The sequence below is a fragment of the Streptomyces sp. NPDC127119 genome, from assembly GCF_042677425.1.
GTDB lineage: Bacteria > Actinomycetota > Actinomycetes > Streptomycetales > Streptomycetaceae > Streptomyces.
In genome coordinates, this window is sequence record NZ_JBHXTO010000017.1 from 22,877 (window position 1) to 41,939 (window position 19,063).

Sequence of the window (19,063 nt, forward strand, 5' to 3'; positions counted from 1 at the left end):
CGTACGAGCGGCCCTCCGCTGGTCAGGAAGCGGAATCGCCGCGCTTACCGATCAGGTCCCGGTACAGGGCCGCGCGTTCCTCGTGCGAATCGGCCGCCGCCAGCCCGGCCTTCCACTCCTTCTCCAGGTCCTTCAGCTTCTGCACCCAGTCGCCGAACCCCTTCAGGTCGACATGACGCTGACTCGAAGCCAGGGGTGCTTTGCCACCGGGCTTGTCGTCCTTGTGGCCACCCACCTGGCTCACCGGGTTGCTGTTCTTCTCACTGCTCGTCAGGCCGTGCTTGTAGCCGTCCGGGGTCCTGCCTCCCGGCCCGGCGGTCTCGATACCGACCTGCAGTGCCCCGTCACGCTTGTCGGTGGGCGGCTTGTAACCCATGAAGGCGTGTCCGTACGACTCGTTCGGGAGGATGGTGTCGCCGTGGAAGTCCTTGTTTCCCATGCCCCGGAGGGCCAGGGGCAGACCGTAGAGGTGACTGTGCGGATCCATCCAGTTCTGCAGGGTGGCGCCGATCTCGCCCTTCTCCACGAACGAGCCCTGGGTTCCGTCCTTCTGGTTGTCGCCGATCTCCATGTGATGTGTGCCGAACCCGCGCCGGTACACCGGCTTCTCGGGTGTCGATCTGGGCTCCCAGAACTTCCGGTCCTCCTTGGTGATGTGGAGCCACTGGGGCAGTTCGTATCCGTGCTGGCCGTCGGCCAGTTGCGGGATGCGGATGTTGACGCGTCCGCCATAGGCCAGGGCGTGGGCGACGTCGTCCTTGAAGTCCTCGTGGACGCCCGCCTCGGGGTTGTAGACCTTCAGCCCCTCCTTCAGGATCAGGAAGATCTTGGTCAGCAGCTCGGTGCCGCGCGCGACCCGCGCCTCGTGCTTGGCGGCGTCCGGGACCTTGTCGCTGATGCCGGGAGGGAGCATGGTGTCGACGAAGGTCTGGAAGATCTGCTCGTTCCGCTCCGCCGTGAGCCGGTCCTTCTCGGGCTGCGGGGTTTCCTCGCCGTGCATGGCCATGTGACGGCCCAGCTGGTAGTCCGATCGGCTGGGTTCGACCGGCGGAATCCCCGCACCGCGGTTCTCGGTCTCCTGCCGCCACCGCAGGCTGGCCACGAGCAGGCGTTTGCCCTCCGGCTGCTCCAGCCAGTCGTGGAACTTGCCCGCCTTCATGTACGCCTCGGCCTCGGAGCGGGTGCAGAGACCCACGGTCTTCAGCCACTTGGGGTCCTCGGACTCCACTGCCTTGATCGTCTGCAGTTCTTCGTCCGTGAAGCTCGGGCCGCTTCGCACCCGCTTGTGGATGACGGCCCGTACTTCCTTGTTCCTGATCTCCTGATTGCCGCCGACGAGCAGCCGCGCCAGCCGGACGATGGCCGGGAGCGTCGCCATCCTCGGCGGCTCGGCGGCGGTCGAGGGCTCGGCCACGGTCGGGGGCTCCGCCGTGGGCGCGGGGCCGGGGCGGTCCGCCCGCTGGACGGGGACGTCCGCGTCCACGCTGCGCTGCACCGCCCCGCCGGGTAAGGCGGGTAAGGCCGGTAAGACGGGTAAGGCGGCTCCCGGCAGCGAGAGGTCGGGGGCCGAACCCCGGGCGAGCTTACGGCCGTTGGCGCCGGCGCTCTGCTCGAACGCGTCGTCCGGGCGGGAGACCTTCTCGCCCTTGCCGTTGGGGGTGCCGGGGACGGGCCCCAGAGCCTGCTGGCGCACGTGGTCGACCTCTTCGTACATCACCTCGTCGTTGACACGGTTCCCGCCGAGCACGATGTGCGAGCCGGTGGTGTAGGCGAGGGCCCCGAGGTCCTCGGCCGAGCGCTGGGCCACCGGATCGTTGTGCACGCGTACGTGACCGAAGTCCATGTTGTAGGCCTGCTCGGCACGCTGCAGGACGCGGGGCTCCAGGGGGCGGCCGGGAGAACCGACGGCGTCGCGGACCGATGGCCGCCGCTGGACCGGTGTGGGCCCTTCGGTCTCGCGCTCCGCGGTCCCGTTCTGCCGGTTTTCGGCGTCTTGCTCCTTGGGGGCGCCCTGTTGCCCTTCAGTGCTCTGTTCGTTCCGTGCCCGCTGGATCGCGCGGGTCACCGCGGCGTTCCCCGCGGCCTGCTGGAGAGCGATCAGCGGATGGAGGGCTGTGGGCGGCCGGGACGCGGGACGACGTCTGCCGACACTGTCCGAGCCCTTGTCGTTGTCCTTCTGGATACGCATATTTTCCTCTTTGTTGGATGTAGGTCATTCCCTCCTATCCGGCCAGCGTTGGAGTCGGTATGTCCGCGGGGGCAGAACCGGGGGCAGCCCTGAGGTCGCGAGGGGCCCGTTTCAGTAACCCGCGGCCAGTTGCACCGCGGCGGCCGCGCCCGCCAGGTAGCCGGATGCCACAGCCGCCGCCATGGACGGCGGCACCGAGGTGGCGGCGTCACCCGCCGCGTAGAGCCCGGGAACGCCGGTCCGGCACATCGCGTCGACCTTGATCGCCTCGACGCTGAGCATCTCGTCCGGTTCGCTCAGTGACGCTCCGAGGTCCCGGGCCAGCGAGGAACGCTGGTACAGGGTCGACTTGACCAGCAGCGCCCCGAGGGTCAGTTCGCCGCCGTCGGCGAAGACCGCCGCCCGCAGGTCGGTTCCCGGCCCGTCGAGAACATCGATCGGCCGTTCGTCCCAGCCCACTCCGCCGGCGTCCAGCTGTTCGCGCTGCTGGTCGGTGAGTTCGCCGCCGTTGGTCAGCAGTGTGATCCGGTCGCTCCAGGCACGGAGGTTCAGGGCCCCGTGCACACCGACCGCACCCGTCGCGAGAACGCCCAGTGGGCGATCGCTCACCTCCCAGCCGTGACAGAACGGGCAGTGGAAGACCGCATTCCCCCATCGTTCGGACAGGCCGGGCAGGTGTGGGTGGCGGTAGTCCATTCCGGGTGCCAGGACCATGCTCCGCGCCCGCTCGCGACGGCCGTCGGCGAAGGTGACCGCGAAGCTTCCGTCGTCCTCCCGCACACCGTGGGTGACCTCTCCCCGGTGCAGCTCGACGGACGGATAGGCGAGCAGTTCCGCGCGGCCCTCGGCATAGAACGCGGCGGGCGGCTGCCGGTCGTGTCCGAGCAGGCCTCCGACGCCCGCCGCGACGAGGTTGCTCTGCCGGCCGGCGTCGATGACCAGGGTGCTGCGCCGGGCCCGGCCGAGCGTGAGCGCGGCACTCATTCCGGCAGCTCCCGCGCCGACCACGACGCAGTCGTTCATAGCGATGTCGTTTTCCTTCATGACACTCACTGAACCAGCCGCTGACGTGCACGGACATACGCGCTTGTCGCCACCGCATACGAGTTTGAGCGGCCGATAGAATCCAGTGGGTGGACATGATCAGCCAAGCCGTCTCCGGTCTCCGCGTCGGACGTGAGACCGTCCGCCGATTCCGTCAGTCGGGTCCGTGGGGCATGCGGTACGCCGGCCTGACCGGGAGCGGTTTCCACGTGGTTCTCCGAGGCTCAGGCTGGCTCGTCCCCCTCGACGCGCCGCCCGTCGCCCTGCATCCGGGCGATGTCGTGCTGATCACCTCCGGAGCGGACCACGGGCTCAGCCACGCTCCGTGCGGGCTCGACGGGCTGCCGCAGGTGACGCTGAGCCTGGACCAACCGGCCGCCGGGCCCGCCGACTTCGAGTTCCTCTGCGGCGCGTATCGCCTGGACCACGGCCAGGTGCACCCGTACCTCACGGTCATGCCGGGCCTGCTCGTGGTGTCCCCCGACCATGAGCGGTTCCCGGCACTGCGGTCGGTCATCGAGCTGCTCGACGACGACGCGGCCCAAGCCCAGTCACAGGCGCAGACACAGACACAGGCACAGGCACCGACAGGTAAGAGCGTGACGCGGTCGGCGCTGCTCGACCTGATGCTCGTCCACGTCCTGCGTCAGTGGATGGAGGACGAAGGCTCGCAGGGCCCCGCGCTGTCCGACCCGGCGATCGCCTCCGCACTGCGGACGATCCACGGCGAGCCGCAGACGCAGTGGACGGCCGCGCGGCTCAGCGAGACCGTGGGCATGTCCCGGGTGGCGTTCACGCGGCGCTTCACGTCGGTGGTCGGCAAGCCGCCCATGACCTACCTCAGGAACTGGCGGCTCAGTTGCGCCGCACGGCTGCTGCGGGAGACGGACGCACCCCTGGCGGCGATAGCCCGGCAGGTCGGCTACTCGACGGAATTCGCTTTCGCCGGCGCGTTCCGGCGCGAGTACGGGGTCTCGCCGGGGCGGTTCCGGCATGCCGAGGCGCACCCCCACTAGTCAGTGCCGGTCGGCGCGACCGGGCCGGCCCGTGGTCAGCGCGGCGATCCCGTCGGCTCCTCCTCGTGCGGTACGGCGTATCCGGGCACGGAAGGCCATCGCACGGTCAGGACCACGGACTCGTCCTCCGCGACCCAGGAATGGTCCACTCCCTGGCCCCACACGACATAGTCGCCCTGTTCCTCCAGCAGCACGCTACGACCGGGGAACTCCATACGGAAGCGGCCCGTGATCAGGACCAGGAGAGCTGTCCGTACCTCGCCCTTCACCCACTGCGCCCGCTCCTCGCCACGTGGGTGGACGCCCCACTTGACCTCCAGGGCCTCGCTGTGGCGAGGATCGCCGTGCTCCTTGAAGTGTCCCAGCAGCCAACCCCGGTCCAGGGCCGCGTCCTTGCCGGCGTTGCCCACGTACACGCTCTCTTCCATGCGCCCGAACGCTAGCAGCCGACGTCCGGGCAGCACGTGGTGCGGGCTCGGCCGGTCGGCCTCGCTCACCCGAGGGCGTCGACCAGCAGTTTCGCGGCCACCTCAGCTCCGTCGGTGCGGATCCTGCTGCCCAGGTCCGCTGCCCGTGCCCGGGTCCCGGGTGCCAGGGCCGTCTTGACCGCGAGGGTGAGTGAGTCGGCGGTGAGCGTCGGACCGTCGAGGGCCGCGCCGATGTCCAGGGCTGCCACCCGGCTCGCCCAGTACGGGTTGTCCGCCAGTTGCAGAGGTACCACCACCTGCGGCACGCCCGCCCGGGCCGCCGTCAGCGTCGTACCCGCGCCGCCGTGGTGCACCACCGCGGCCACCCTGCCGAACAGATTCTGGTGGCTGACCTCGCCGATGGTGAAGCAGTCGTCCCGGTCGTCGGCCACGTCCAGGTCCGCCCAGCCGCGGGAGACGAGTACGCGCTGACCCTGTGCGCGGAGTTCCTCGACGGCCCTGCGGGCGATGTCCGGTGCCGGGCGCAGGCTGCCGAAGCCCACGTAGACGGGCGGTGCGCCGGCGTCGAGGAACGTCAACAGGTCGGCGGGGAGCGGGCGTTCGTCGGGCAGACCCCACGCGCCCGTCTGTACGACGTCGAGGCCGGAGGCCTGCGGCCACCGTCCCAGGACCGGATCCGCCGCCAGCCACGGCCGGTCGGAGTAGACGTGGTCGCGGACGTTGTCCACGGGCGGCAGCCCGAGCGCCGCCCGGTGCCCGTTGAGCGTCTCGGCGAACTGCGCGTTCACGAGCTGGGCGTCCACCTCCCACCGGGTCAGGTTGTCGTCGGTCTCCGGCTCGGGCCAGCCCGGCCGGGGCGGCGGCGCATGGTGGGGCGACGGCAGGTTGACGGCCGAATAGCTCGTGTACACATAGAGGATGCCCGCGGCCTCGGCCACGGATCGCGCGCCTATCTGCGCCAGGCCGGCCACCACCAGCGCGTCGCATCCTTCGACCGCCGCGGGCAGGATGTCGAACTGTGCGTCGACCAACTCGTTCCGGTATCGGGACAGTTCGGCCGCCGAGGGCAGGGCCGTCCCGCCCATCATGGCCCGTACGGGCGGTCCGACCGGAATCAGTCGCACACCGATGCCTGCCAGCCGCTGCGCGAACTCCTCGTCCGGCGGGGCGCACATCCGTACCTCCACGCCGAGTGCCTGTAACCGCACCGCGAGGGCCACCAGTGGTTCGACATCGCCGCGCGTCCCGTATGTGGACAACAACACCCGCATCGTGCACCCTCTTTCGTTCCGGCCTGCCACACGTTTCGGCCCATGCCTGCCCATGCGGGCTCGTGGCCACACGGGTTTCGAGCGGCACCGGTCGACGACCACTCGACCGATGGGCGGGCGTCCGGCAGCCGGGTACGACACGTGGTGAGCGCCGCGGACGGTCTCGTCTCCCCACGCCCTCTCGCGCAGGACCCGCCCGATGGCTACCGTGATCGCCGGAGTGCTTTTCAGGCCGACGGCCCGATGTCGGCCCTGCGCCACCCGTACCCGCCGACGCGTGCAAGGTTCCCTGTCGTCAACACAACCTGAGAGCGGCTCAATGCCCAGACCGTCCGCGCCCGTCCCCGATGTCTCGATCATCTTGCCCTGCGCCGGATTCGGAACCCGTTTCAGGGCGCCCTACTCGAAGGAACTGCACTGCCTGGCTCCCGGGGTCACCGTGCTGGACCGCAGCCTGGAGGCCGTCGTCGAACTGGCGAAGAGCGGACTGAGTGTGCGCCTGGTCGTCGTGTTCGGGACGCACAAGCTGGACACGGTGAGCTATCTGACGCGCTACGCCGACACCCTCCAACTCGTCTTCGTCCACCAGGACCAGTCGTTCGAACCCGACCTCGACGGCGCGATCCGGTCCGCCCTCCCCATGACGCGGGGGCCGGTGGCCCTTGTGCTGCCTGACATCGTTGTCTCCGGACCGGGAAGCGCCGGCAGTCTTTTCGCCGCATTGCAGCAGGTGGAAGTGGCGGGTTGGAGCGTGGTGGCCGCCGAGGAACGGGATCCCGACACGCTGCGGCAGATGGGCGCGCTGGCCCTGGTCGAGGGTGACGGCGTCGTGACGGTCGGGGCGGCCACCGACAAACCGGCGGACCCCGCCGCCTTCAACGCGTTCTGGGGCATGGTGGCGGCCACCGAGGAGGAGGCGCACCGGTTACCCGACGTGGTGCGAAAAGGGGCGGACAGTCCACTCGTCGGTGCCGTAGCTCTCCTCGTGGAGGGGATCGTCAACTACAACACCGTCGAGGGCTGACCCGCGGGTGCGGCGGGCAAGGGCTCACGCCGATGCCCGCCGCAGACGTTCCGCCGGTTCAGCTGTATGGGATGACCAGCACCGATTTGTCCGTACCCGTCTGCAGTTTCGACGGGCCGTTGCCGATGGCGTTCCACACTTCGAGGCGTACGGTGCCGCCGTCCAGGTCGCCCGCCGTGCCCGTGGACGCCTTCAGGCCGCGGGCCTGCGTGTACTCCTCCCAGCCGGAGACCGGGTCGGTCGCGAAGTAGTTGTACGTCTCGGTGCGCTCGAAACTTCCGTCGCCGGTCAGGTCGTAGCTGATCCGGGCCTGTTGGCCGAGTCCGACGGCGCTCTCCGCGTCCACCTGGAGCCGGAACGCGCTCTGGGCGCCGGGGGTGAGGGTGCCGTCGACACCACGGACCTCGTAGACGAGCGGCTGGTACGGGGTGCCGTCGTGGTTGGTGCCGCCGGCGGAGGCGATGGTGTCGCTGCCCGCCGTGCCGCCGGTCGCCGTGGTCAGCGCGCCGCCGGTACGCAGCTGGAAGGTGTTGCCGGTCCCGGTCGGCGGGTCCGGGTCGGGGTCGGGATCCCCTGAGCCGGTACCGGTGCCGGTCGCGGTGGAACGGGCCGGTACGGCAAGGGTCTTGCCGTCGGAGAAGGTGACGGTACGGGCCGCCGATCCGTAGTTGTGGGCGGCGTACGTCCGGGCCGTTCCCTTGGTGAAGACGGCCGAGGTGGGGATGTCTCCGGTCACGGTGGCGTCCGGGGCGCCGATGGTGTCGAGCGTGTTGATCCAGTGGTACGTGTGCGCCTTCGACTCCCCCTGTTCCGGGGTGTAACCGGCGTTGCCCGCGTCCCACTTGGTCTTGGCCGCGCCCGGATCGGCGAGGGACTGGAATTCCCAGAGGATGTCCCGCCATTCGACGGCCGGGCCGCCGTTCTCCCGTTCCATCTCGGCGATGTTGCGGCGGATCGCGGCCTTCTCACCGCCGAGGTGGAGCGAACCGCCGGTCACGGGAAGGACGTTGATGCCGTGGATCTCCTCGGGGTTGGCGGTCCACCAGGTCGCGTAGGCGGCGCCGCTCCCCCAGACCATGCCGGCCGTGTCCTTGGTGAACGAGGACGGGAAGACCTGCTCGTCGGCGTCGAACCAGTACTGGGCGATCGACTCGGACTCGGTGGTCAGCAGATAGGTGCCGAGGTCCCGCAGCGAGGTGTCGCCGGTCGCGGAGCCCCACAGGACGAGGGCCGCGCTGAGGTTGGTGGACTCGGAGGACGACTCCTGGTTGTTGCCTGCGGCGAAGCCCTGGTGTCCGGAGGCCCAGCTGTGGCCGGCGTAGACGTCGAAGCCACGCAGGAAGGGGTAGGCGGTGTCGGTGCGGCTGGGGTTGGCGGCGTCCCGTACGAGGGCCTTGACCATGCCGCCCCAGGCGGAGTCGGCGGCCCATCCCTGGTCGTACTGGGCGACGATCGCCGCCGCGTACACGTAGTAGCTGTAGTGGAAGTGGTGGTCGTTCAGCTCGGTGTCGCTGCCGTAGGAGGCGGGGTAGCCGGTGAGCGTCTTCCAGTCCTTGTCGTAGCTGAATTCGTTCGCGCCGCCCGCCGTGAACCAGTCCTGCAGCTTGCCCTTCATCAGTCCGAGGAGCTTGTCGCGGGTGCCGGTCTCGCCGATCTGGTCGGCCAGCGGGACGAGTTGGGCGAGCCGGCCGAGGGCCTTGCCGGTCCAGTAGGTGTCGGAGGCTCCGGAGAACGGGTCGGCGGCGTTCACGACCTCGTCCAGATAGCCGCGCAGCCGGGCCGTGTCCACACCGCTCGACCTGGGCAGCCCGGGCAGCACCGCCGACGACTTCTGGCTGGTGGTGAAGGAGGCCGACTCACGGACCTTCATGGTCCCGCGCGGCGAGACGTAGGTGTACGAGGTCAGGGCGTCCGTGGTGTTCAGCCACTGGTGGCGGTAGAGGGCCTGGAGCGTGCCGCGCTCGGTGCCCTCCTTCGCCTCGGTGGTGAGCGTGTAGGTGGCTTTCACGGTGCCGCCGGTGTAGCTCCAGGTCGCCTTGGAGTCGGTGACGAAGCTGTAGGCGTACTTCTTGAAGGTCGCCAGCGCGTCGGTGGACGGCAGCACGGCGACGGAGAAGTAGTCCTTGGAGCCGAGGCCCGCGGTGACGGTCGAGCCGGCGACGTTCCAGTCGCTGCCGGTCGGCGCGAAAAGGGCGTAGTGGTGTCCGGCGACGGTGATGCCGAGGACGTTTCCCTGGTCGGCGAAGACGGTGGGCGTGGCGGCGGTGGTGATCTGGGCGTTGCCGCCCGTGCCCTTGGCGTATACGAACGGGGAGCCGTGGCCGATCGTGGTGCGCAGGGTGCGGGTGCCGTCGGACCACTGGGGGGTGACCGTCCAGTCGGACCAGTCGTCGGCCTTGGCGTCGGGCGAGTTGAGGCCGGTGAGCCCGATGGTGAGGTCGCGCTTGTGGGCGTACTCGTACTGGCGGCCGTCGCCGACGATCGCGGGGGACGTCGGGTAGCCGACGTCGAGCCCGCCGGACGCGGCCTGGTAGGTGAGGGGGTGGCCGTACATGGGGGTCGAGTACGGGTTGTCGCCGTAGCGCTGGAAGGCGAGGGAGGACCACCAGTCGTTGGTGGGGACGGGTCTGTCCTTGGCGGCGGCGGTCAGCTTGGGGGTGACCGGCGCTCCGGTGTTGGTGGTGGGCCCCGACGTCCCGGCGGGCCGGGTGTCGGAGTAGCTGCCGGAGCCTACGGGCACGGTGGCGGCTGCCGCTGGTACGGCGGCCGGGCCGAGGCCGACGGCGACGAGGGCCGAGGCCAGGAGCAACCCGGCTGCCGGCCTGATGCGGGGGGATGGCATGCGGCACCTCAAGTCTCACGCGACGGGTGCCTGAGAGCGCTCTCAGGTGAGCGCAACGTAAAGCCTTTGTAATGGACGTGTCAATACATTGAACACAACGCGTGGGTCATGGCAAGGGCGAACGGGTTATGCGTTCGCGTCTTGACGGGGTGGCGCCCGTCCGGAGACGGTCTCAACTGCTCTTCCGCGCCGCGCTCAGATCCAGGTCGCTGTACAGCATGTGGTGGTCCGAGTACCGGGTCGGATGAACGCGGTGATCGAGTGGGCTGATGCCCCGCAGGAAGATGTAGTCGAACTTGCTCTGCCAGTCGGTGGTCGGCTCGCACGCGCCGGAGTACGAGGAAGGACGGCACCCGGGGTCGACGTCCGTGGCCAGTTTCCACACGGGTGCGAGTTCGGGGGCGTTGGACACGGCGTTGAAGTCACCGATGACGATCGCGCGGTCGTAGTGCGCCAGTTCCGCGGCGAGTACGCGGGTCTGCCCCGCCCGGACCGCCTCTTGACGTCGTTGTGCGAGGTGGGTGTTGAAGAGACGCACGGACTGACCGCCCACGGTCGTGGTCACTGCCAGGTACCCACGGTCCTCGGATCCGCCGTCCGGATATTCCTTGTGGACGACGTCGGTCATGGGCGCCGCCGAGAGAATGGCCTGCCCGAAGGCTCCCGGGCTCCACGGCAGTCCCCCGCAGCGGCCCCAGTCCTGCAGCACCGACCCGTATTCGACGTGGTAGACCAGACCGTGCCTGCTCTCCAGATAGTCCCGGGTCCGCTCGACGTCACGCACGCACGCTTCCTGCATGCCGATGACCTGCGGGGCGAACCTGGCGATCTCCGCCGCCCGGTCGGCGCTGCTCTCGTCGCAGGGGTTGCAGATGTTCCATGTCATGACCCGGTTCGGTACGGCGTCCGCGGCGGCCTCGCCCTTCAGTGACTTGGCGAAGGGGCCGTCGATCGGCCCGCTGCGGCCGAGGAGGACCAGACAGGCCAGGATCAGGACGCCCACGAGCAGACGCATGCGCCTCGTGAACACGATCGCCTCCTCAATGCGTACGTTTATGAACGTGCACGTCCATGAACGGGTACGTCCACGACATTCGACGTCTTCCAGGACGAGGGTATTCGAGAATTTTGCGGGCTTCCCTGGGTCCATGGGCTCGGAAGCGCGCTGCAAGGCGCGAATCCGACCGTTCCGCGGCGTCTCGAAGCGGGCTTCGCGGTGATCGGGGACGTTCGGTTCCTGCCGGGCCGTTCAGCGCTTGGGAGTCGGCGGAGGGCGTCGGTCGACCGGTCCTGCTGAGTCCGCGGGAGAGGTGGGGCGTGGGGCGACGAGCGGTTCGTGCTCGGTCCGCCGCACGATGTGCCGCGGGCGGTGAGCGCCGAGGAGCTGGACCGGTTGCGGCCTGCGCGGTGACGGGGCGGGGCCGTTGGGCTCAGGCCGGCTGCTGCGGGTCGGGTGTTCCGGTTGCGTCCTGCGCGGAAACAGGGGCCGTTGGGCGCAGTCGACTGCTCCGGTTCCGTCCGTCGCTGCCGTCGCTGCCGTGACCGCCGTGACCGCCGTGACCGCCGTCACCGCCGTGACCGCCGTGACCGCCGTGACCGCCGTCATCATCGCTCCTGCACAGCTATTTGCTTCAGCGACGGGCCTGAGCGCGCTCGCTGCCTCACGTATCCGTGATGAGCTTCGCCAGCCCAGGACCCCGTCTCGACGCCTCGACCGCCGCGTCCCACGGGCTCGGCCCTCGCCGGGCGGTACAGCCCGCACCGGCGCAACGGCCCCTCCGGCACGCTCGGGTCCTCGAAACCGTCGGCCGGGTTCCGGGTCGTGCCGATGAGGCGCATCAGCGCTTGGGAACGGGAGTTGTCGACGGTTGTCGACGCGATCACGGGGTCGGCGTTCATCGCCGCCCATGGCTCAAGGTCGCACTCCCGTCACCGGCGGAGCAGGAGACGCTCGGTGCGCGGTTCAGGCATGCGCCCCGGCTGACGCCAACAGGACCCGGGCGGCGATCGCTTGGATCGAGCCGCACGGTTCTCGCCACCGTCGGATCTTCCCACCGCCGGACCCGCCGCGTGGATTCACACGGCCCGAATCACCGGGCGCGATGCCCCAATACCTGTACCCCACCTACCACTTCGACACGCCCGCTCGCGCCCTCCGCACCTCGCTTCGCCGTGGTCGGTGACGTCGTGACGTCCTCGTACCTCCTCATCGTGACGCCAGGCAACAGAGTGCTGCACGAGGTCTGGACAGGTTCCTGTGAGCGTGTTGTCATACCGCAGGCAGAGGGTTTCCAACGTTGGAAAGGCCGCACCCGAGCACCCCGTAACCCTGCCCCGGCAGTCGGACGCGGTCGCGGTCTCAATGCGAGGAAAGGTTCGATGACACGACACGGCACCCGCCCCAGAACCAGGAACAGAGCCAGAGTCCGAGTGCTGGCGCTGTTCGCCATGGCGGCCCTCGTGCTGCCACCGAGCGGAATGCTGCCCGTCGCGGCGGCTTCGGAGTTGACCAGCGGAGTCTCGTCCGCACCCGCCGCCGACCAGGCAGCCGTGGTGACGCATGGCCTCAAGGGCGAGTACTTCAGCATGTCGGCGCCCGGTGCCCGGGACTTCGCCGAACTCGGTGGTACGACGCTCGACCCGCAGATCAACTTCTCCGGTCTCACCGACACGTTCAAGGAGTTGACCGGCAAGACCGAGCACACGACCGCCCGTTGGACGGGCCAGATCGAGGCGCCGGCCACGGGTGACTACACCTTCTACGCCATCGGCGACAACGGCTTCCGCCTCTTCATCGACGACCAGCCCGTCATCGACCACTGGGTGGGCGACTGGGACAAGGAACAGACCAGCCAGGCCGTCGAACTGACCGCCGGTGAGAAGCACTCGTTCCGGCTGGAGCTGTTCCAGGACACCGGCGGCGCCAACATGTATCTGCGCTGGTCGACGCCGACGCTGGCCAAGCAGGTCGTGCCGATGTCCGCGTTCACGCCGCCGGCCGACTTCGAGGTCTTCCCGGTGGAGTACACCGTCGCCGAGAACGGGACGCGGCTGCGCGCCCGGTTCGAGGGCAAGGTGGGCAGCCTCCAGACGGTCAAGGACCATCTGAAGGTCGAGGCCGACACGACCGCCATGCCGATCAAGTCGGTCACGTCCGTCCCCGGGGACTCCTCCTCCGTCTACGTCAACCTGTCGGAGCCGATCCAGAAGGCCCAGCTGGTGCGGGTCTCATACGACGGTGCGGGCGGTCTGACGGTCGGCGGGAAGGCCGTGCCGAAGGTCATCCGGTACGCGGAGAACGCCTCCACCCACCGTCTCACCACCAAGTGGGGCGACAAGGTCGACAAGAAGCACCCACTGCCCGAGTACCCGCGTCCGCAGCAGAAGCGGTCCAAGTGGGAGAACCTCAACGGGCCTTGGCAGTTCAGTGCCGCCAAGGCGGGTGAGGAGCCGGTCTTCGGCAAGAACCTCGGTGAGAAGATCACCGTTCCGTTCCCGGTCGAGTCGCAGCTCTCCGGCCTCGAACGGCACGAGGACCACATGTTCTACCGGCGGGTCGTCGACGTGCCCAAGAGCTGGAAGGTCGGCAAGGACAACCGGTCGAACCGGCTCAAGCTCAACTTCGGCGCCGTCGACTACCAGTCCCGCGTCTACGTCAACGGCAAGAAGGTCACCGAGCACACCGGTGGTTACAACGCCTTCAGCGTCGACATCACGGATGCCCTGAAGGGGAGCGGCAAGCAGGAGATCGTGGTCGCCGTCACCGACACCGGTGGCGCGGACCAGCCCATGGGCAAGCAGTCCACGAACCCGGGTGGCATCTTCTACACGCAGACCTCCGGCATCTGGCAGACCGTGTGGATGGAGCCGGTCGCTCCCGCGGCGATCGGAAACATCGTGACCACGCCCGACATCGACACCGGCACCCTCGCGGTGACGGTCGACTCCGAGGGCGCCTCCTCCTCCGCCCGCGTCGAGGCCGTCGCCCGTGACGTCCACGGCAAGGTCGTCGGAAGGGTCAGCGGCGCGGCCGACAAGAAGCTCACCCTGCCCGTGGCGAAGCAGCACCTGTGGAGCCCCGACGACCCGTACCTCTACGACCTCGACGTGACGTTGACCGACGGCAAGACGAGCGACAAGGTGCGCAGCTACTTCGGGATGCGGAAGATCGCCGTGGAGAAGGTGGGCGGCTTCAACAAGCTGGTCCTCAACGGCAAGCCGATCTTCTCCCTCGCCACCCTCGACCAGGGCTTCTGGCCCGACGGTCTCTACACCGCGCCCAGCGACGACGCCCTCGCCTTCGACCTGGAGGCGCACAAGAAGCTCGGCTTCAACGCGGTGCGCAAGCACATCAAGGTGGAGCCGGCGCGGTGGTTCTACCACGCCGACAAGCTCGGCCTGCTCGTCTGGCAGGACTTCGTCTCCGGGAACCTCACCAACGAGACGGGCCAGAAGGCGTTCGTCGACCAGGGCCGCGAGGTGATGAAGCAGCACCACAACTCGCCCGCCGTGATCGGCTGGATCGTCTTCAACGAGGGCTGGGGCGAGTGGAACCGCGAGGAGACGGGCCGGATCACCGAGGCGGTCGAGGCCGCCGACCCGTCCCGTGTCGTCAACGCCCACAGCGGTGTCAACTGCTGCAACTCGAAGGGTGATTCGGGCAAGGGCGACATCATCGACCACCACGACTACAACAACGACGACCCGCCCTTCCCCGACGACAAGCGGGCCGCCATGGACGGCGAGCACGGCGGCTTCACCCTCCGCTCCCCCGGCCACATGTGGCCCGGCGCGCCGACCGTCATCTACAGCGGTGTCACCACCAAGGCGGAGCTGACCCGCAAGTACGTGGAGAACACCGAGAAGTTCTACGTCGAGCAGGCGGGCGCCGAACTGTCCGGTTCGGTGTACACGCAGATCACCGACCTGGAGAACGAGCTCAACGGTCTCTACACGTACGACCGGCGTGACATCAAGATGGATGCCGCCGAAGTACGGAAGGTCAACCTCAAGGTGATCGCGGCGGGTGCCGCGGCCGGTACGAAGCAGAAGCTGAAGGGCGGGCACTGGACCCTCGACGAGGGCACCGGCACCACCGCCAAGGACACCGGGCCCGGCAAGAGCCCCCTCACCTTGCGCGAGGGTGCTTCCTGGACCGACGGTGTCAACGGCAGCGCTCTGAAGTTCGACGGCCAGAAGCAGTACGCGGAGACCTCGGGTCCGGTGCTCGACACCAGTGGCAGCTACTCGGTGTCAGCCTGGGTCCGGCTCGACGGGATCCCCGGCAACTACGGCACGGCCGTCAGCCAGGACACCCGCGCTCTGGCCAACTCGTTCTACCTGCAGTACGGGCACGGCAACTTCGCCTTCAGCACCCCGGGTGAACGCCGTGCGCAGGTGGCCGTCGCCGCGGAGACCGGGCGCTGGTACCACCTCGTGGGCGTCCGGAACGCGGCCACCAACGAGATCGAGCTGTACCTCGACGGGAAGCTCGCGGCGACAACCACGGGCGGCGCCGCCCTCGGGAGCACCGGCCCGCTCACGGTCGGCCGGGCCCACTGGGACGGCACGAACGTCGACTTCTGGAACGGCGCGGTCGACGAGGTCCACGCCGTCGACCGGGCACTCACCGCCGAGGAGGTGAGCGCCCTCTACGGCGACGAGAAGCCGTAGCCGACAGCGCGAACGGCGGTTGCCCCGGCGACTGTCCCGGCGTCTGTCCCGGCGTCTGTCCCGGTGATGGTTCCGGTGATGGTTCCGGTGCTGGTTCCGGTAGTGGTCCCGGTGGTGGGAGGTTCCCTCCTGTCACCGGGACCATCGCTGTGTGCGACCACACCGGGGACACGGGGGCGAGGTCTCCGTCTCACGGCGTCACGCCGTCCCCTGCGTAGAGGTAGCCGCCCGGCCGGGCGGGGTCGGCGATCAGCAGCACCTGGTCACCGGTGCGAGGGATACGCAGTTTGGAGACGACGGTCTGGAGCGCGACCGGGTCGGTGGCCGCGCCCGACGGCTGGACGACCAGGTCCACGACCGGGTCGAAGTTGACCAGCCGGCCGGTGTCACCGATCGACACGACGACCGCGGGGATCGTCGGCACTCCCATCGCCAGCAACTGCTGCACGTTCACACCGGAGTTGTACGCCCCGATCGACTGCTGCACTCTGGCGAAGTCCTCACTGCCGAGGAACGCGCGTGTCGTCCGCCCGTAGAAACCCTTGCCCTCGGCAACCTGTCCCGCGATCTCGGCGGCCCGCTCCTCGCGGCTCCTGCGGCGCTTCCCGAAGATTCCCATGCTGTCTCTCCCCTTCTCGTCCTGGCCCTGACCAGGACAGTAGGGAGGAGGGATCTCCTACCGATCCCAGGTTCGACCGCTTGTTCCACCACCACGTAATCTCGGGCCATGCCGTCCCCGAGCCAGTCGCCGCCGACCCGGTCGCCGTCGACCGACGAGCGCCGTCCGCGTGCCATGGTCATCGACAGCGCGTGGCGCGGTCTCGGAGCACGGCCCGGACTGGAATCACTCAGCGGCCCCGGCGGCGCGCCGCTGACCCGGACGGTCAAGCTGATCGTGCTGCCGCTGATCATCAGGCCCGCACTGCGGCCCGAGCTGGCCGCCGACTTTCTCGGCGAACGAGAGGCCGCGCAACTCGACTTCCTCATAAGGGAGTCGGGCGACCTTCTGCACGCGACCGCGCAGTGGTTCACGGTGCTCAAGAAGACGCGGCGAACCCTGGGCATCAAGGCGGGCAACCCCCAGGACCTCTATTTCCAGCGCTGCTTCGAGCTGGCGACCGCACACGGCATGCCCTCCGCCTCCACCCCTGCCGGTGCGGACGCGTTGGCCCGGAGCGTCGTCGAAGACATCGCGGACGCGGGCGGCGGGCGCACGGTGGAGGCGTTGAAGGAGTACCTGGACGACGTCGTCCGGCGTACTCGTCTCGACGCGCAACTCGCCGAGGCATGGGACGCCCGGCCGCGCACCCCGGTCACTGACGCGGCCGAGGATACGTTTCACCTGGCGGCCACGGTTCTTGATGCCTGTGCCGCGCCCGGGTCGGAGACTGATGCGGGCACGAACGTGGGCACGGATACGGGCACGGACGCGGGTTCGTCGGCCTTCGCCGTCCTGCGGGAAGCCGGGCACGGGAGCCGGCTCGGGCAGGCCGTGTGGGCACGCACCGGCGGGGTCTGGGGTCGCGCCGACCTGCCCGCGCACCTGGGACTCAGCGCGCGTCCCGTGCCGAACCGGCCCGAGGTCGGTCGCGGTGCGTCGACCGCCACGCTCCCGGCGCCGTTCGACCGCACGCTCTTCGAGCGGCTCTTCACCGTGCTCCAGGCATCGGCGCACCGCGAGGAACTGCCGACGGCGCCCGAACTCGTGCGACGCGAGGTCGGCCGCAGTTGTGCGCCGCTCGGCCTGTACGACGAGAGCCTGCGCGTCGCCGTCGTCCTCGGGGGTCGCCTCGCCGTGGGCCTCGATCCTCTGGGGCTCGACCGTCCGGGCCACGATCCGCTGGGTCACGGGGAGGGCGAGGCAGGCCGGACGGCAGCGCATCGCATCGTCAACAGCCGCTGGCAGAGGGAGGCTTCGGTCCTGCGAGCCCGCAGAATGACCGTCTCCTCGCGGCCCGATCCGGACGGCGGGCAACTGAGCGCCCTCGCCCAGGACCTGCGCACCCCATGGGTCACGTACATGCGACGGCTGTGGGTACGGCTGCACGGGCGCGACGTCCGTGACGCGCCGCTGTCCGACGCCGCGTCGGCCTGGACCGTGCTCGACGGGGTCGCCCGCTCGGTGATGATGGACCACCGCGCGAAGGTCCGGACGGCGCTGCGCACCCTGTCGACGAGTACCGCGCGGGCGGCGGCGGCCGAGTCGAGGAGCGCGTGATGCCGGGGACGGGCGGCGGAACCGACGGCACCGGCATCCGTGTCACGCGGGCCGAGGACGGCATCGTACGGATCGCCGTTCCCCCAGCGGCGGGACCTGCCTTCACCCGAGCCGTGCTGGATGTCGCGGGCGCAGTCCTGACCTGGCCGGTCCTCGGTCCAACCGCCCTTCCCGCGGCGGAGATTCACCACCCCGGCCGCGCGCAGCAATGGCTGTGGGCGGTCTACGGCGAACGCACCGCTGCCGCCGTGCACGCTCTCGCGGCGGAGCCACCGGGGGCCTCGGCCGATGTCATGCCGCCGGAGTCGCCTCGGCCACCGGAGCGGCCGGAGTCGCAGACCGCGCTCGCGGGGTACGCCGCTCGACTCGCCCTCGGCCACTGGGCGGCCCGGTGGTGGCCCGCGTCGTACACGGACGGCATTCCGGCGCTCGAACCGGACCTGCTGGGACTGGAGTTGGCCGCGCTCACCCATCGCTGCCAGCAGCTCTTCGACGATCCCGAGGACCAGCCCGACGGTGATCCGGCCGAACTGGTGGAGACGCATCGGGCCGCGTTGGACCCGTTGATCCGGTGGTGGCAGACGGCGCGGGAGACGGCGTCCGGCCCGGTGCGGCAACTCGACGGGGTTGTACGGCTGATCGACGACGCGGCGGACTGCGCCGGGCTGGAGGGGGACGCGTTGCACCGGCTCCGGTCGGCCCTGGACGCGGCTGTGCCCCATGACACGGGCGGGGCGCACGGGCTCCGGACCCCGCTCGACCTCGGCAGCCTGTTCACGCGCTCCGGCGACTACGCCCTCGCGGCGGGTGAACGGCTCGGCGCGGGCGGCCGGGTGATCGCGCGGGGTTCGGGGACCAACGACTGGCGCCGCTACCCGCCCGGTTTCGTCGACTCGGCCGAGAGCGCGGTATCCTGGACCGTCTCCGCGGTCGGCGCCGGACGACGGATCGAGGTCGAGGTCGTCGCGGACGTCGCGGCGCCCGTCGGCGGCGTGCACCTCGCAGCGGAGGTCCGTGTGGAAGGCCGACCGCCGACCCGTGTGTCGCTCGCCCGCCGCGGCGATGTGTGGGCGGGCCGGGCGGACCTCGACGTCCCGGCTTCGCTGCCGCCGCGTACCCGTATCGAGGTCGGTGTCCTGTTGCCCGGCTTCGACCCTGATCCCGAACCGTGCGACGGCACCGACGGTACCGACGGCCGCGCCGACCGTGACGCCGTCCGCGCCCTCGCGCGACACCGGCTGACAACCGCGGCCCAGCCAGCGCCGCCTGAGTCGCAGGAGCCGTACACGCGGTCGCTTCTCTCACCTTTCCTGGCCGAGATCGTTGCCGCCGCAACTGACGCAGGGGAGGACTTCTGAC

12 protein-coding genes are annotated in these 19,063 nt (G+C 69.7%); 5 read left to right on the top strand and 7 right to left on the bottom strand.

Annotated features, from left to right (window positions below; genetic code table 11):
- Positions 1 to 22: 22 nt before the first annotated feature.
- Both ACFVH5_RS11010 and ACFVH5_RS11015 read right to left on the bottom strand, forming a co-directional pair.
- Complete coding sequence (locus tag ACFVH5_RS11010; RefSeq protein ID WP_385833234.1) at positions 23 to 2,188, bottom strand: DUF4157 domain-containing protein; 2,166 nt, start codon at positions 2,186 to 2,188, stop codon at positions 23 to 25.
- Between the two features lie 111 nt (positions 2,189 to 2,299).
- A complete protein-coding gene (locus ACFVH5_RS11015) occupies positions 2,300 to 3,232 on the bottom strand; it encodes an NAD(P)/FAD-dependent oxidoreductase (RefSeq protein ID WP_385833235.1) in 933 nt (310 codons plus the stop codon).
- A 95-nt stretch (positions 3,233 to 3,327) separates the two neighbouring features.
- On the opposite strand from ACFVH5_RS11015, the gene ACFVH5_RS11020 reads away from it, so the two are divergent.
- Positions 3,328 to 4,248, top strand: a complete 921-nt coding sequence (locus tag ACFVH5_RS11020; protein ID WP_385833237.1) for an AraC family transcriptional regulator — start codon at positions 3,328 to 3,330, stop codon at positions 4,246 to 4,248.
- Between the two features lie 35 nt (positions 4,249 to 4,283).
- Here the strand turns inward: ACFVH5_RS11020 and ACFVH5_RS11025 are convergent, their stop codons facing one another.
- Together ACFVH5_RS11025 and ACFVH5_RS11030 are read right to left on the bottom strand one after the other, a co-directional pair.
- Entirely contained in the window at positions 4,284 to 4,676 is a 393-nt protein-coding gene (locus ACFVH5_RS11025; protein ID WP_385833238.1) for a signal peptidase I, read from the bottom strand.
- Between the two features lie 65 nt (positions 4,677 to 4,741).
- Positions 4,742 to 5,947 (bottom strand): glycosyltransferase, encoded by a 1,206-nt coding sequence (locus ACFVH5_RS11030; protein WP_385833239.1) that lies wholly within the window; start codon positions 5,945 to 5,947, stop codon positions 4,742 to 4,744.
- A gap of 319 nt (positions 5,948 to 6,266) precedes the next feature.
- Between ACFVH5_RS11030 and ACFVH5_RS11035 the strand changes: the two genes are divergently transcribed.
- Positions 6,267 to 6,971, top strand: a complete 705-nt coding sequence (locus tag ACFVH5_RS11035; protein ID WP_385833240.1) for a hypothetical protein — start codon at positions 6,267 to 6,269, stop codon at positions 6,969 to 6,971.
- A 58-nt stretch (positions 6,972 to 7,029) separates the two neighbouring features.
- On the opposite strand, the gene ACFVH5_RS11040 is transcribed toward ACFVH5_RS11035, so the two are convergent.
- Both ACFVH5_RS11040 and ACFVH5_RS11045 read right to left on the bottom strand, forming a co-directional pair.
- Positions 7,030 to 9,813 carry a glycosyl hydrolase gene (locus tag ACFVH5_RS11040; RefSeq protein ID WP_385833241.1) on the bottom strand — a complete coding sequence of 928 codons (2,784 nt, stop codon included), beginning with the start codon at positions 9,811 to 9,813 and terminating at the stop codon, positions 7,030 to 7,032.
- A 172-nt stretch (positions 9,814 to 9,985) separates the two neighbouring features.
- Entirely contained in the window at positions 9,986 to 10,828 is an 843-nt protein-coding gene (locus ACFVH5_RS11045) for an endonuclease/exonuclease/phosphatase family protein (protein WP_385833293.1), read from the bottom strand.
- A gap of 1,364 nt (positions 10,829 to 12,192) precedes the next feature.
- On the opposite strand from ACFVH5_RS11045, the gene ACFVH5_RS11050 reads away from it, so the two are divergent.
- Positions 12,193 to 15,486 (top strand): LamG-like jellyroll fold domain-containing protein, encoded by a 3,294-nt coding sequence (locus ACFVH5_RS11050; RefSeq protein ID WP_385833243.1) that lies wholly within the window; start codon positions 12,193 to 12,195, stop codon positions 15,484 to 15,486.
- Between the two features lie 190 nt (positions 15,487 to 15,676).
- On the opposite strand, the gene ACFVH5_RS11055 is transcribed toward ACFVH5_RS11050, so the two are convergent.
- Positions 15,677 to 16,105: a hypothetical protein gene (locus ACFVH5_RS11055; RefSeq protein WP_385833244.1), complete on the bottom strand. Its 429-nt coding sequence runs from the start codon at positions 16,103 to 16,105 to the stop codon at positions 15,677 to 15,679.
- Positions 16,106 to 16,213: 108 nt separating this feature from the next.
- On the opposite strand from ACFVH5_RS11055, the gene ACFVH5_RS11060 reads away from it, so the two are divergent.
- Both ACFVH5_RS11060 and ACFVH5_RS11065 read left to right on the top strand, forming a co-directional pair.
- Positions 16,214 to 17,704 (top strand): hypothetical protein, encoded by a 1,491-nt coding sequence (locus tag ACFVH5_RS11060; RefSeq protein ID WP_385833245.1) that lies wholly within the window; start codon positions 16,214 to 16,216, stop codon positions 17,702 to 17,704.
- Positions 17,704 to 19,062 carry a hypothetical protein gene (locus tag ACFVH5_RS11065; protein WP_385833246.1) on the top strand — a complete coding sequence of 453 codons (1,359 nt, stop codon included), beginning with the start codon at positions 17,704 to 17,706 and terminating at the stop codon, positions 19,060 to 19,062. The genes ACFVH5_RS11060 and ACFVH5_RS11065 overlap by 1 nt, the downstream gene beginning before the upstream one ends.
- Position 19,063 lies beyond the last annotated feature (1 nt).

What these genes read in the sequence shown, in the direction of transcription:
- ACFVH5_RS11020 (WP_385833237.1), top strand. Translation starts at nt 3,328, where the DNA reads ATGATCAGCCAAGCCGTCTCCGGTCTCCGCGTCGGACGTGAGACCGTC.
- ACFVH5_RS11050 (WP_385833243.1), top strand. Translation starts at nt 12,193, where the DNA reads ATGACACGACACGGCACCCGCCCCAGAACCAGGAACAGAGCCAGAGTC.
- ACFVH5_RS11045 (WP_385833293.1), bottom strand. Translation starts at nt 10,828, where the DNA reads ATGCGTCTGCTCGTGGGCGTCCTGATCCTGGCCTGTCTGGTCCTCCTC.
- ACFVH5_RS11040 (WP_385833241.1), bottom strand. Translation starts at nt 9,813, where the DNA reads ATGCCATCCCCCCGCATCAGGCCGGCAGCCGGGTTGCTCCTGGCCTCG.
- ACFVH5_RS11030 (WP_385833239.1), bottom strand. Translation starts at nt 5,947, where the DNA reads ATGCGGGTGTTGTTGTCCACATACGGGACGCGCGGCGATGTCGAACCA.
- ACFVH5_RS11065 (WP_385833246.1), top strand. Translation starts at nt 17,704, where the DNA reads ATGCCGGGGACGGGCGGCGGAACCGACGGCACCGGCATCCGTGTCACG.
- ACFVH5_RS11010 (WP_385833234.1), bottom strand. Translation starts at nt 2,188, where the DNA reads ATGCGTATCCAGAAGGACAACGACAAGGGCTCGGACAGTGTCGGCAGA.
- ACFVH5_RS11055 (WP_385833244.1), bottom strand. Translation starts at nt 16,105, where the DNA reads ATGGGAATCTTCGGGAAGCGCCGCAGGAGCCGCGAGGAGCGGGCCGCC.
- ACFVH5_RS11035 (WP_385833240.1), top strand. Translation starts at nt 6,267, where the DNA reads ATGCCCAGACCGTCCGCGCCCGTCCCCGATGTCTCGATCATCTTGCCC.
- ACFVH5_RS11015 (WP_385833235.1), bottom strand. Translation starts at nt 3,232, where the DNA reads ATGAAGGAAAACGACATCGCTATGAACGACTGCGTCGTGGTCGGCGCG.
- ACFVH5_RS11025 (WP_385833238.1), bottom strand. Translation starts at nt 4,676, where the DNA reads ATGGAAGAGAGCGTGTACGTGGGCAACGCCGGCAAGGACGCGGCCCTG.
- ACFVH5_RS11060 (WP_385833245.1), top strand. Translation starts at nt 16,214, where the DNA reads ATGCCGTCCCCGAGCCAGTCGCCGCCGACCCGGTCGCCGTCGACCGAC.